Annotated in this window: 13 protein-coding genes; all 13 read right to left on the reverse strand. The window is 60.2% G+C overall.

Going from position 1 to position 13061, the window contains the following annotated elements:
* Nucleotides 1-482 precede the first annotated feature (482 nt).
* Nucleotides 483-1403 (reverse strand): S49 family peptidase, encoded by a 921-nt coding sequence (locus tag VSP_RS39745; protein WP_009963038.1) that lies wholly within the window; start codon nt 1401-1403, stop codon nt 483-485.
* A gap of 39 nt (nt 1404-1442) precedes the next feature.
* Nucleotides 1443-2963: a phage portal protein gene (locus VSP_RS20525; protein WP_157210983.1), complete on the reverse strand. Its 1521-nt coding sequence runs from the start codon at nt 2961-2963 to the stop codon at nt 1443-1445.
* An 84-nt stretch (nt 2964-3047) separates the two neighbouring features.
* Nucleotides 3048-3350, reverse strand: a complete 303-nt coding sequence (locus VSP_RS20530; protein WP_198141201.1) for a hypothetical protein — start codon at nt 3348-3350, stop codon at nt 3048-3050.
* A 46-nt stretch (nt 3351-3396) separates the two neighbouring features.
* Complete coding sequence (locus tag VSP_RS20535; protein WP_009963041.1) at nt 3397-3894, reverse strand: hypothetical protein; 498 nt, start codon at nt 3892-3894, stop codon at nt 3397-3399.
* A gap of 34 nt (nt 3895-3928) precedes the next feature.
* Complete coding sequence (locus VSP_RS20540; RefSeq protein WP_009963042.1) at nt 3929-5833, reverse strand: terminase gpA endonuclease subunit; 1905 nt, start codon at nt 5831-5833, stop codon at nt 3929-3931.
* Nucleotides 5815-6669 (reverse strand): hypothetical protein, encoded by an 855-nt coding sequence (locus VSP_RS20545; RefSeq protein WP_157210984.1) that lies wholly within the window; start codon nt 6667-6669, stop codon nt 5815-5817. The genes VSP_RS20540 and VSP_RS20545 overlap by 19 nt, the downstream gene beginning before the upstream one ends.
* A 908-nt stretch (nt 6670-7577) precedes the next feature.
* On the reverse strand, nt 7578-9485 hold the full coding sequence (locus tag VSP_RS20555) for a hypothetical protein (RefSeq protein WP_009963048.1): 1908 nt from the start codon (nt 9483-9485) through the stop codon (nt 7578-7580).
* Entirely contained in the window at nt 9469-10623 is a 1155-nt protein-coding gene (locus tag VSP_RS20560; RefSeq protein ID WP_009963049.1) for a hypothetical protein, read from the reverse strand. Before VSP_RS20560 ends, VSP_RS20555 begins: the two co-directional genes overlap by 17 nt.
* Before the next feature lie 52 nt (nt 10624-10675).
* Nucleotides 10676-11371 (reverse strand): hypothetical protein, encoded by a 696-nt coding sequence (locus tag VSP_RS20565; protein WP_009963050.1) that lies wholly within the window; start codon nt 11369-11371, stop codon nt 10676-10678.
* Between the two features lie 21 nt (nt 11372-11392).
* Nucleotides 11393-11704: a hypothetical protein gene (locus VSP_RS20570; protein ID WP_009963051.1), complete on the reverse strand. Its 312-nt coding sequence runs from the start codon at nt 11702-11704 to the stop codon at nt 11393-11395.
* Nucleotides 11701-11979 (reverse strand): hypothetical protein, encoded by a 279-nt coding sequence (locus VSP_RS20575; protein WP_009963053.1) that lies wholly within the window; start codon nt 11977-11979, stop codon nt 11701-11703. The genes VSP_RS20570 and VSP_RS20575 overlap by 4 nt, the downstream gene beginning before the upstream one ends.
* Entirely contained in the window at nt 11976-12518 is a 543-nt protein-coding gene (locus VSP_RS20580) for a hypothetical protein (protein ID WP_156345928.1), read from the reverse strand. Before VSP_RS20580 ends, VSP_RS20575 begins: the two co-directional genes overlap by 4 nt.
* Before the next feature lie 8 nt (nt 12519-12526).
* A complete protein-coding gene (locus tag VSP_RS20585) occupies nt 12527-13036 on the reverse strand; it encodes a hypothetical protein (RefSeq protein ID WP_009963055.1) in 510 nt (169 codons plus the stop codon).
* Nucleotides 13037-13061 lie beyond the last annotated feature (25 nt).

The raw sequence follows: 13061 nt of genomic DNA on the forward strand, positions 1-13061 counted from the left end.
TGCGTAGGCACACCCTCACGCTTTGGCACCGGAGGATAACCGTTGATCGGACAGCCCACTATGTACAGCCTGGTCATCTTCTCACATCGATGCCCCCACCAAAACTGCGCCACCTCCATGCTCCACCCCCCCCATTCATCCATTTCCCAGGTGAATGGTGCTGGTAGATTCAGGTGAGGCCAGAGGCGAGACGCCTTTGGGTGCTCCAGAACACCTCCCCATTTTCGGATCTGTTCCACGGACCACACTGCGAGCTGCTTTTCATCCAGTCTCGCCCGCGTTGCAAGTTTCGCCAGCTGACCCCACAGGCGGCACGGAGGATGCGCCACTATCGGACAGCCACCCTTCCACTTTCGCGCATCCCGATCAATATCCCATGCATCCACACCATGCATGGTTTTATAGATGCTATCCGCACGGCAAAATAGCGCCGCCACGTCAGAGGCCATATCAGTGTTCCGTTAGCGCCAATAAGTGGTTTCCTAGAGCAACTCAATAAACTCCTCCCAGCTCCCCACGAGCCCATCCGCCAGCTTCAGCTTCACCGCTTCCTCGCCGCTAAAGGTCTGCCCCTGCATGGTGCTATCCGCCACCTTTGGCCGCGCCGCAGACACCCCATCTTTGAACCACCCGTTAATCTCCTCCACCTTCCCCTGGAGCAGCTTCCGGTCCGCCTCCGTCAGCGGTTTCCCCGGCAATCCCATCCCCTTGTGGGTGCCCGCTCCAAAGTACTCCAAACGAAGCCCCTCCATGGCCATCTTCATGGATGGATCTAGCCAGGCCAGGTACGTGCCAATGCTCCCCACGGTGCTGGACGGCGTCACATAGATTTCATCCGCCTGGCTCCCGATCCAATAGGCAGCGCTGGCAATCCGCTCATCGCTGAAGGTGTACACTGTCTTTCCACGAACCTGCGTCGCCTCCCGCACGGCCGCCGCGATTTCACGGATGCCCGTCACCTGCCCGCCCGGGCTCGCCACGTCCAGGACAATAGTCTTGATCTCCTTCGCCTTCATGGCCTGCTGAATGGCCGTCATCGCCCCGTTGATGTCAGACAATCCCTGGCAGGCCTCTTCCATGAACCCTGCATTCTTCGCAAGAATGCCGTAGATCGGCACCACCGCCACATCCTCCCGGCCCTCCAGCGTGTAGTAAAATCGCTCATCCGTCACCACCGGCGTCCAGCCCTGGTAGGAAATTTTCGGCGCGGCCTTCGTTGCCCGCCTCCCCGTAAAGGCACTCTTGTGCGACTTGCCCCCAGGCGCGGCCGCAGCTTCCACCCCCTGCATATCCTTCCCATTCACGATCCGGGGCCACAGCACCGCATGCACCGAGTGGAAAACCGAGACCTCCACACACAGGGGTTCAAAGTAAACAGCCTGAAACAAAAGTGGATAGTTCATGAAAATATGTTGGAGTGCCGTCCCGCATGCGGGACGGAATCAGTCTTCAGTTGTCTTCATCTTCGTCTCTTCTGGCTCCTCACTCTCCACCGGCAGCACACTCGCCCCCGGTATCGCCGGCAGATCCGCCAGCACCAGCCCACGCTTTTCCATCCCCTCTTTGCGATAGGCGATTTCATCGAGCCACTGGTCCGTCTGGCGCTTCCAGCCCTCCCCACGGTAACCGTACAGGCTCTTCAGGGTGATGTGTCCACGGTGCCACTGATCAATGTAGATCTTGCCATCCCGGCCAAAGTCCACCGTCAACCGCGCCGGCGTCAGCCACTCGTGCGCCCACCAGATGGGATCAGTGCACGGCTCCAGATCCCCATTCGCCTCCCACTCTTGCAGGAGCAGCAGATACGCCGGAGCCAGCAGACGTTGCACCAGGTCCTCCTGGTCAGACTCAATTTGCCCCTGCGCATTTGCCAGGACAAAGCGAGTATTGGCACCCCCCAGCGTTTCCGCGTTCCATAGAACCTCGTAGGAGTACCCCGTGCCCGCCGCAATATCCCGGCGGATGCCGTTCTGGTGATTCACCACGTTCGGATGCGGCCGCTCATCCTGCAAGATCTTCAACCGCTGCCCAGGCCCCAACCTCTCCACCTCCCCCGCCTTCAGCATCTGCTCCAGGCGGATGGGTTTTCCCGTCTTAGGGTCCTCCACGATCACCGTGGGACGCTGACTGCCAGGCGGCCCCATCGATCCAGGACTGATCCCGCCTCCCTGCGGTGGCATATCCTGCTCCACCGTCCAGGCCTTCATCGCGGCGTCCTTGATCACGCGGGTGTAGGCGTTTTCTGTCTCCGTGATGTCCACCAGGCGATTCAGCGCGTGCGCCAGGCACGTTTGCCCGCGCACCCGGCCGATCCCCTCATAGTGGGCGAAGAAGAGCACGTTTTCCGCCGGCACATCCACCTGCGTCTGCTTCCCCTTCAGATCCTTTCCCAGGATGCGATACGCCAACGCGGCATCATGACGATTCATGATCACCCCGTCATGCATCCGGGTGCCCGCCGGAGCCAGGCCCTGGCCGTTGCCGATCTGCCAGCCCTCATACAGAGAAAAGCGCAGGCGGCCATCTTCGTCCCGCGCCGGCACCATGCAGGAATCCCCGCCCTTCAGCTGCGCCACTTTCAGCGCGAGCTGCGCCGTACTGGCCGAAAACCGATGGTTCAGGCTGAAACTCATCGCCTGCTCCGCCCGCTCATTCCACAGCTCTTTGGCACGAGCGTTGTATTTCTTGTCCGCCGTCAGATGCTCCGGCACCAGGCCCGTGCCGCACACCATCCGCGCAATGGTCTTGATGATCCCTTTGGCAAATCCGTTGTTGTTATACAACATGTTGGTCCGCCCCATCATCTCCAAGCGGCTTAAACTGTCCAACTCCTCGCGGCTGTCCAGGGTCGGAACATAGATGTACCCCCGGTCATCCGACCACATCGCCCCGGCAAAAGATCCATAGGCCGCATTCGGCGTCAGATCCGGAGCCGTCACACGCCCCCCAGAGCGGTCGTGCACGTGTGCGACCGCTTTACCCGTGCCGTATCTCGCTCTGGATTTATGCCTGTTCCTGCCCATGACATTCAGAGTAGTTTCATCACCCTACCACATCGCCGGACGGCACCCGTGCGTCAGGTACGTCACCTGCTCCGCCGGAGGCTGCTCCGCACCGCCAGTCGCTTCCTCCGCCGCCAGTGCCTTCAGTGCCATGTCCGTCAGCACCACCAACTCAGCCGAGGTCATGCCCCGCAGGTGCGAAGACGAACCACCCTCCGGAGTGGAGAGAGCAGTGCACAGCATATCCCCCGTCAACACCCCCTGGACGGCCAGATCATTGTAATTCTCCAGCCAGGCCTTTGCCGTCACCCCACCAGGCAACTCCGCCTGCCGTCTCGCAGACCGCACAATCGAAGGAATGAGTAAAGCCGCGTCAATAGCCACGTGCGCCCCCCTATGTCAAAGGCTCAAACTCATACCAGTGCGTCACATGCCATCCCGTGGCAGGCTCAGTATTTGCAAAGCGCCCTATCGCGGGCCGCCAGACACCTTCAGGCACCCAATGGTGCGGAGTTGCGACCGTGCACAACACCCACCCATCCCTCACCGCCACATAGTGCGTGTACTTGTAGCCTTCCGCCACGGCCTTCCCAACCCCTATCCACGGTCCCTCAAACTGCACCCGGCAAATGCCATTCCGAAGCTCGCGAGTGCGCAGGCCATAGGTTCGTTGCACCTTTACCCCCAGCTCTTTCAGCAGGTATTCCAGCATGCTAGGGCTCATCCAGCCCCGCCGCTTCTTCAGCCATTCCTCCTGCATCTTCGCGTGCACCGAGGCTAGGGACACGCCAGCCGCCGCAGCAATGCTATGATGGCCGCAGCTCGCCTTCCATTCCCGGTGCGCACGGGCGGAATCTTCCCGGGTGTAGAAGAGCCTTGGAGACGCATTCATTAGCGTTCCATCAGCGTCAATTAGTGGTTCCACTTCAGGTCCCGTCCGGCTTCATCGCAAGCAACTGCTCCCGGATCTCCTGGTAGATCACGTACTGCTGCTTCCCAAGGTCGCCGCCGTCATTCGGCCCATGCTTTGCCTTGTCGTGCTTCCACTTTTGCACGATCCGCCCGCCCTGGCCCTTCTCATTCACCAATCGCTCTGCGCGTAGCTCCATCTTCCAGTTTTCACCGAGATCCGCAGGAAACCACAACCGCGGAGCATTCCGTTTGCCGATCTTGCCTAAGTAAAAATCGTTCTTGATGGCATGGTCATAAAACTCACGAATGTAGATCTCCACCCCATCCACCACGTCCTTCCGGTAGAAATAAGTTTTACCCTTGAACTCCGAGTTCCACCCTGATCCACGCGAGGGAAACAGCGACCAGCCCAGCGTCCAGGCCTTCACACACATCCGTAGCACCTCCACTTTCTCGTCACCGCAGTCCACCAATCCTCCATGGATGAAATGCGGCTTCTCCTCCTGCCCCAGCAGGTAGTACGGCCTCAAGCGGAGATCCAAAAAGGCCTCATCATTTGGCACCTGTCCGATATCGATCAAGTACCCCTGGCCGTCCCACGTCCAGGCCTGCACCCAGTACTTGTAACAGTCCTTCTGCCTATCGCCCGTGACAGTCAAGTGCAGCGGCCCAAACAAGGGCAACGGTGCCTGCGGCTGGCCATCCGACCCGTAGGACAGCACATAGGGCACCCCGTGCGTCACCACCACCCCGTTGACGGATTCCTGATACCCGCCCACAAGCTTGTTTAAGGCATCTTCCCCCACTTGGAACTCCTTCGCGTCCCAGGGCCACCCCTCATGGTTCGTCCGGAAGTACTTCTGCCGCTCCTCATTGGGTTCGATGACAAACGCCTTCAGCCACAACGTGGCAAGAAAGCCCCAGGTCATCTTTGGCCAAAGACTGTAAAAGTCGGAGATATGAAACGACCTCACCCCCGGCTCTGCCGCCGCCAGCTTCCCCCCAGGTGCACGCCGTCTCTGATCGTGGGGCGTTGGCATCCACACGCCGGCGTTCACCATCGCCCGCTTTTCCCACTCATCGATTCGTCCGCTACAGCATGGGCACTGGTACCAGGTATCCCGCAGCACCTGGTCCAGGTCATAGTTGCCCAGCAGGTCCTTGCAGTGGCCAAATTGCAGCCCGGATAGCTTCAGCTCAATCCTCTCCCCGCACCTGGTACAGGGCACCATCCACTTCTCCTGCGTCCCACGGATGAATGCCAGGTCAATAATCCCGCCGGCCAGCTCAGGCTTGCTCAGCTTCAGGATCAGCCCGTCTGCCAGCGTGGCCTGGCGGGACTCCGCACGGTCTGCCGTGGTAGTTTCCTGATTCTGGATGTGGTTTTCCAGCTCGTCCAGGATGATCAGTCGGTACCAGGCCTCCATGAACGGCCCAGAGGAGCCCGAGCCGGACACCACCACGTCCATGTTGCGCAGTCCGAACTTCCGCGCCGTGATATCGTTCTTGTCTCCAGTGAGCTGCCCCGCCGCTGCCTTCTTCAGCGTCTTTTCCAGGCGCTTGTCCGCGACCTCTTTCGCTTTCGCGTCCGAGTTGATTGAATACAGCGCGTTACCCGGCCAGTTCTCCGGCATCCAGCGCAGCACATTGAGGCAGCCCTCAGTAAAGCCACTCTGTGAACACTTGAGCACCGCCCCCTCCTTCACGTCCGGCTGGAGAGGCAGGCACTGAATTTCCCGCGTCCACGGCGTCTGGGAAGAGTCATAGAACCCCGGCGTGGCCGCCATCTTCTCATCCAGCCAAACCTCCCGCTCCGCCCACACCCAGGCAGGCTCCGTTGGCGTCACTCGCAGGCAATCACCCGCCAGATCCCGCACAAAGGCCGATTCAGCCGACTCAACTACGCTGCATCCACCCATACATCAGCAAATCTGGTCGCCCTCAGGTGCGCAAAGATCTTGTCCCGATGCGCCAGCACCTTCTGCCGGCGCTCATCTGCCGGCACCTCCGGAGCCAGCTCCCGCACCAAGGACATCATGCCATTGAAGAAGCTCTGGCCCATTGCAGAAATAACCCCCGCCAGCTCGCTGCGCACCTCTTTGGCCCGCAGCACCTCCCCGCGCTTCTCCTGGATTTGCACAATGTCCTTCTCCCAGGCGCGCAGATCCTTCAGCGTGGCCAGCCACTCCCGCCGCAGTTCCCGGTATTGCTTCATGACCTGCCTCTCCAGGGCCAGCTGCATTTGCTTGTACGTGGCATCCGCCATGTCCCGCAACTGCTTAAGCCACTCATCAGCCGTCACATCACTACCCATCCCCAGCCTCATCGCCGGCAGCTCCTGCTCTGCCGGCACCGCAGCGGCCGCTGGCGCACCCTCCGGAGCCTGGACAGCCGCCACGGCCACCACCGGCACCGCAGCAGCCCTCACGCGCTCCAGCTCCTCCACCTCATGCCGCAGCACCTTGTCCGGCACCTTGTGAGTCATCACCCGCCGCCACCACGCCGCCATCTCCCCAGGACTATCCAGCGGAGGAAGATCCGCCGGCACCTTCTCCCGCCCGGCCGCAATCCAATTCTTGAAGCTTCGGACCGTGCTTCCGTACGTTTCCTCAAACTCCTTCAGCGGCCGGCCGTACCGCACCGCCTTCTCACGCGCCCGCGACTCATCCCCGGCCCCCTCCACCTGCGCAGCAGGTGGAGAAAACGGCAGAACCTCCCCGACCTCACCAGCCATCAGGGCAAGCTCTCCAGGCACAGGGGTATCCTCGTTTCCTTCACCGATCCCACTCACACCCGCCCGCCCCTGTCAATCGTTCCCCCCTCCCTCCCACCAGGGCGGCCGCCCAAACCCGCCCCAAACCGCCCTGGCAGGGCAACAAATAATTTCAACCATTCCCCCTCAAAAAGGGGGCAAGACCCAAACCCGCCCTCTTTTGGGGTGGGAGGGGAATAGATTCCTTATGGGGGTGGGGGTGGAGTTCCTGAAAGTGGCGAATGCTGCCCCTTTTGGGGCTGAGAGTCTCCGTTAGGGGTAAAAACCTTCAAAACCTTCCCTTACCTCCCCGATTCCTTGGATAATCGGGGGAAAGATCACCGGGGTGGTTTCGGCAGCAAGGCTGATGGTCAAGGGTGGTTCCATCTAGAGCAGGAGGAACGGAGGCGGAAAAACGGTCTAGAACCGGGGTGGTCGGGGAGGTTTTGGGTGGTCCCTATTTTTAACTCAGGGGGTACGGGGGACGGGGAGCGGCTCAACCCAGCTGCCATCAGCCCGCCTACGGCGCTACAGTGCGCCGCTGCGCGGCGAGGGATCATGCCGGCAGAGTGACCGCGCTGGTAGGCTCGTAGTGCACCGTGCCAGGTTCTGGCCATGCCGGTAGGCCCGTGGCCACGCATGACCCTACGGCCGCGCTCCTGCTCAGGCCTGCCCTATCCAGGGTCATGGCCATGCCCGGCAGAGTGGCCGCGCGCCTGGCTCTGCCGGCAGATACCGTGCAGATCTGATGCACCGCACAAGCGGCCGTGCACGTGCACGATCGCTTGTGGCGCGCTCGCTGCCAGGATCATGGCCATCACCAGGTGATGGCCATATGGTACGGATGTGCTCCCAATTGGATACTGCAGGAGCAACCTGGTCGAAACAATCCTACCAGAAACCTCCCCAGCCTACTTGCTCGGCACTGTCTCAGTGAGCGACGGTTTCCGCCGAATCATCACCTTGCTCAGGTCGTTGCCTCCACGGGCGCCCACCTCGAAAACCTCCCGATCAGCAGCTCTCCAGAAGCGGCCGCTGGCAGCCTTGCTCTTGAAGTACTTCCCAAACCAGCTCCGCATAGAGTAATTCATCCAGATCTCAGCCTGACGCGTGCGCAGCGGATCTGGCCCCTTAGGCGTAGGCTCATCCCCTTCCTCACCAAATGGCACATCAGAATGAACGCCACCAGGCTTCTTGTACTTGAAGCCATTCTTGTCCCCCTCCGTCTCCAGCACGGCCTCCACGGTCCAGAGCTTGTCCTGGAACAACCTGTTACGCCTAGCCACACCCACCACAGCCTGGAGCGTCACAGTGATCACGTGATCCTCCTCCGGAGGCAGGTCCGCCGGCCTCGCTGGCACCAGCTCACGGAAGATCGCCTTCATGAGCGTCTCCATCTCCCGTCCCTCCACGTTGCCGGCGTCGGGCGCGTCAAAGGGCGCCAACGCATTCCCCAGGCTCGCGGCCGCCACGATAGAGGGCACCACCCGGGACCAGGACTCGAACGAATCCAGCAGCTTCTCTTTGGTCAACGGCCGCCCCAGACGGTCCCACCACTGCACCAGGCCCCACAGGGCAGAGAGCACCTGGCTACGTGCAGCATCATCAGCAAAGAAATCCTCATCCAGCATCAGCACGTCATCCGGCAGCACACGCTCCCGCGCCGTGGTGCGTGAGAAAAGGTCAATCACCAGCGTGCGCCGCTCCAGGTCATCATTCAGCTTCAGCTCATTGCCGGTCATGAGCGTGGCCGCATAGAGCGGACCATGAAACAACTCCTTCGTGCCCATCACACGGCACGACCAGTCGGGAGCCGTCAGCCAGCGATGCAGGTGCTCATTGCGCACCTTACCGCGCTGCAAATCGTCGAAAAACACATATGGGCCAAAGGCCTGCGCACAGGCATCCAGTTCCTTCCTTACCTCATTCTTATCCTCATAGCTGAAGCCCGCACGCGCCGCAGAGCCGTGCACCGCATGCACACACAGCTGCGCCAGGCGCGATTTCCCCGAACCCGGCAAATTCGCATTCCACATGAACATGGGCGAACGGCCGCCGAAAAGCCGCGCAGCAAACAGCGTCAGCATGGCCGAGAATTGCACCGCCATAGATCGATTCTCAGCCCAGGGGAAATACTGCAAAATCTTGACCAGATGCAGGCGGGATCTTTCCTCATCCCAGTCCTCATCATAGTCCAGACTGCCCCGCAGAGTGAAGGTCTTCGATTCCTTGTCATACCCCTGCTTCAGCAGCTCCATTTTCCTGAAACTCTTACGCCGGTCGTCAGGCTCCCCAGTCAGAAGGTTAATCCCGGCATCCAAGGCCTTGCGAAACACCGGCAGCTTCACCTTGTGGATATGTTCCACCACAGGCAGACGGTCCCGCAGATCATCACTCTCCAAGATGGATGACGCCTGGAGCAGTTGCAGTTCTCCATAGAGCGGTATCCACTCCACCACATCCGTCTTATCGTTCCTTTTCTTCTCAAACCCCTCCACAGGCATGATCCCGCACTGCATAGGCAGCCAGGTGCGCAGCCGGCCGGGTGTCATCACCTTCCACTCCCCGGTCAGCTCATCGATGGTGCCAATCTCCCGGCCCCGGAGATACAGGCCATACTCCCCGGTAGCCATGTAGCTCACCACCTTCCGCACCACATCATGGATCGGCAGCTTGGTCTTGACGCACTTGACCCGCAGCGCCTCATCTTCCGTCGCTGGCAGACCAGCCTGCTCCCGGAGGGTCGCCAGCCCCCCAGCCAGCTCCCCACTGCCCGGGTGATCATGTCTGAAATCGTCGTCATCAAGATGAATGCTCAAACCTAAGCCCCTCCACGATTGCCCGCCCTTTCAGAGGCGCGGGATTGAAATACAAAAGTCTCTGGTTCCGCCGGCCATCCGAGAACGGCACGAACTGGAGCATGGCACGCCCCTTGTCATCCCGTAGCGCCTTCCCATCAGGCCCCTTTTTCTGGTGCATCTTCCCCTCGCGCCACGTGCACGGCAGACGGGGGTACAGCAGGCCGTGCATGGCCTGGCCGTCAGCACCCAGGATCTCCAGCACCACCCGGGCGTTTTCATTGTGCACCTCCGCCTGCCACTCTTCCTCCGTCGCCTTATCCAGGCGCACCACAGCGTGCAGAGATCTGCCGCCGCTCGCAATGATGGCCACAATCCGGATCTGCGCACGCACCAGGGCATTCAGCCACAGCTCGAAGGGTGCCTTATCGCTCTCCAGCAGCAGATACGGCCACCGTTGCACCGAGTCCTTTGTGCGACGGCTCATCGTCAGCTTGCCCCGTTGGGGCCGCCATTTGCCATCGACCGGCTGCATCAGCCAGTTCATCCCTTCCGGAGAACCCAAGGGCATCGCCGCCGGCTCCGCCTTCGTGCCAGGTGTCTTCGCCAGCTTGTACGTCCCCTTGCCGATCCAGCGCATGAAGCCGCCCGTGGATCGCATATTCTCGAAAACCATGATCTTTTCCCCAGGCTCATACAGAGCATCCAGGAACGTCTCCGCCGTCATCATGACCGGATCTGTGGGCGAACGCTCCCTCAGCCACTTGATCCACCTGGCCCAATCCATCACCAGGGCAGGGTCCTGCACTGCCTCCAAGGCCGACAGGTCAAACTTCACCTTCTTCTTCCGAGGCTGCTCAGACGCCATCCACCCCGCCTCACCCTTCGCCACCTGCTTCCCATCCAACAGGTAGCCCCGTGGCTCTTTATGAGCGGCATTCCGTGCCGAGTTGAGTTTGTACATCAGCTCACGATCTGTCCAGGGCGGCACACACTTCTGGTTCCACTCCTGCATCAGGCCCATCGCTTCCTCAGGTTCGAGCCCAAAACCCCATACCAGGATACACGCCACGCCAAAGGTCACAGCAGAGCCATTATGGCCCTCCTCCGCACCCGGCCGCGTATCCAGCAGCTTCCTCGCTCGTTCGATGATAGTCATAGTCGCTTCACTCCAGACACCAGACTAGAAGACTCCAGACACAAGACCTGACTCATGCCAGGCCTTCCAGCACTCGGAATTCAGTCACCCACACGACAGGATTCTCATCCCAGGCACCCGCACCGTAGAGCCCATCCCAAACGAGTTGGAACGCGTGCCGATGATCCCGAATATCATCACTGCAACCTGTCAGCTCATCCGTAATCTGCACCCCTTCCGCTTTCGCACCTTCTTCTGTGATCTCCTGAAGCCTTTCCAGGTGAACACTTACCACATTCAAAAGGATGCGGGCAGCCTCACGGGGCATATGAATTGAAGGGGTCCAGGGCTGGCAGCCAATTACTGAACGCTGCTCATCTTCATCATAATCAGCCCGGTAAAGCCAATTAGCCGAAATACCCTCAAACTTCGGAAAGCCCCGATGCGGACGAACGTCAAAGCAAGTTTCACGCACCCACAAAGTCTCACCAGGCCTGGCATAAGGCGTCGTGATCTCAATCGATCCCTCCTCCGGATACTCATCGATCCAAATCTTGAACACGCCATTGAACCAACCCTGGCCAACGCTTTCCTTTGTCGCAGGCTCACCATCAGCTCCGCCGCCGACAAAATCAAAACACTCAACGACTCGCCCCAGCGCGACACGGCGCGTATTCTTCTTGAGCCCCGCTCGAGTTGCTCTCACCATTTGCCCGTTCATTAAGACAGGCCGTTCACCAAGTTCATGCGCAGCAATATCAGTGATCATAAGTGTTCAATCAGTGGTTTCCTACACCTTCCCCATATCCACGAGCTGGCCCCAGTGCGCTTGCACTACCCTGCTCAGCTCATCACCCATTTCCCGCGACGACTTCCACCCAGAGCGGACCAGCTCGCAGGCCTGGCCCCACTGCCCCCGCAGAGACTCCCACTCCATCTCATTGTCCACCTTCTCCGGCTCCGCCGGCAGGTCCGCATAGTATCGCCGCTGGTAGCCCGGCGAATCCGCCAGGTACCGCTCCACCACGGCAATCGTCTGCCCACTCACCCCTGGCAGATCAAGGATGGCCCGCAGCGTTGTTTCATCAGGCCAGTCAGTCATACCTTGTCGTCAGAGCGAGGTTGGGGTGGTGGCGAAGGGAGCGCAGGCCTTTCCGGCTCCAGCACAAGCTCCATCTCCTGGAGAGAAGGCTCCGCTGGCTCCTCCGCCTTGATCTCCAGGACAACCGCCAAGTTAAACGGCAGATCCACGCCCATGGCAGACATCAGGAGGCGATGCTGGATCAGCTCCCCAGGCGTCATCTCAAAGACCGCCGCCTTAGCTTCTAGAGCCTCCACTACCTTGTCCGGGAGGCTGAAGGTGATTCGCTGGCTCATACGATCTCAAACCCTTTCCCCTTGAGGAACTCGCTATTGATCTTCTCCGGCCAGTCCGCCGGCCATTTCAAATGCCCCACCACATTGCCCGTGGTGACATCCTGCACCATGGGCAACCACCCCTCATCCCTGTAAGCCACAAGCTTCAGCCCGTAGCCTAGAAATCCCAGGCAGAGCCGGTCCGCATCGAAGACTGCCTGCACCAGCACACAATCCTCTCGCTCAGTCGCCGCCCGCACCGTCAGACTCCCACGCTCGCCCCACGACACGCGCAGATCCTGTTCCGTCCACCCAGCACACTGGAGACTGTGCCGCATCTCCGCGCAGGTCTTCTGATAGAGCCGTAATGCTCCCGTCAGGTCCACAAGACGCGGCTCCAGATCACTTACCGCGGACTCCCGAGCCTTCTTCGTGATCTCATTCACCACAGCTCCCTTCAACTCCGCCAGTCCAGCCATTCGCTGCACCGTGGCACCAAAGTTCCAGAGCATACCAACCCCGACCCCAGCCAGAAACACCCCCAGGGCAAACCAAGGCATCCAGCTCATCACGCATCCCTCCTTTCCAGCCGGATAAAAATAGCGCGCCTGGCCAGGTCGGGACAGAGTTTGATCCCATCACCGCTGATCACCGTCACCGTGGCAAGATTCCGCTGCACGATATCCTGCGTCCCCCGAAGACGATACTGCCACAGGTGAGCCGAGACCCATCGGGAGACTAGTTCACTTTCCCTCTTATTAAGGGCGCGGCAATCATCCACCCACAAGCATGGGCTAAATTTGTCCGCCACACCGGCCAACATATTCTCATCGAACGACCAGCAAACAGCAGGAGCCATATCGTACGACTCCAAGACCCGGCGCACCAACGTGGACTTCCCACTCCAGGGCTCACCATCCACGCAAACCAGTGGCGGCCGGAAAACTTTCCGTTCCAGCGTGGAGGAGCACCTGGCCACGCCCACCCAATAGGCGAACAGCAGCGCGTTCTTCCGGCTCTCCTGGTCTGCAAACCTGAACCCGTCCAATAGCTGAAATGCGTCTTCGAAACCTTTCATAGTCGTGTGTCTTGAGAGTGGATTG

This window comes from Verrucomicrobium spinosum DSM 4136 = JCM 18804, assembly GCF_000172155.1.
GTDB lineage: Bacteria > Verrucomicrobiota > Verrucomicrobiia > Verrucomicrobiales > Verrucomicrobiaceae > Verrucomicrobium > Verrucomicrobium spinosum.

Excerpts from the sequence above, each read along its gene's own strand:
- VSP_RS39745 (WP_009963038.1), bottom strand. The coding sequence starts at position 1,403 with ATGAACTATCCACTTTTGTTTCAGGCTGTTTACTTTGAACCCCTGTGT.
- VSP_RS20535 (WP_009963041.1), bottom strand. The coding sequence starts at position 3,894 with ATGAATGCGTCTCCAAGGCTCTTCTACACCCGGGAAGATTCCGCCCGT.
- VSP_RS20540 (WP_009963042.1), bottom strand. The coding sequence starts at position 5,833 with ATGGGTGGATGCAGCGTAGTTGAGTCGGCTGAATCGGCCTTTGTGCGG.
- VSP_RS20560 (WP_009963049.1), bottom strand. The coding sequence starts at position 10,623 with ATGACTATCATCGAACGAGCGAGGAAGCTGCTGGATACGCGGCCGGGT.
- VSP_RS20565 (WP_009963050.1), bottom strand. The coding sequence starts at position 11,371 with ATGATCACTGATATTGCTGCGCATGAACTTGGTGAACGGCCTGTCTTA.
- VSP_RS20570 (WP_009963051.1), bottom strand. The coding sequence starts at position 11,704 with ATGACTGACTGGCCTGATGAAACAACGCTGCGGGCCATCCTTGATCTG.
- VSP_RS20575 (WP_009963053.1), bottom strand. The coding sequence starts at position 11,979 with ATGAGCCAGCGAATCACCTTCAGCCTCCCGGACAAGGTAGTGGAGGCT.
- VSP_RS20580 (WP_156345928.1), bottom strand. The coding sequence starts at position 12,518 with ATGCCTTGGTTTGCCCTGGGGGTGTTTCTGGCTGGGGTCGGGGTTGGT.
- VSP_RS20585 (WP_009963055.1), bottom strand. The coding sequence starts at position 13,036 with ATGAAAGGTTTCGAAGACGCATTTCAGCTATTGGACGGGTTCAGGTTT.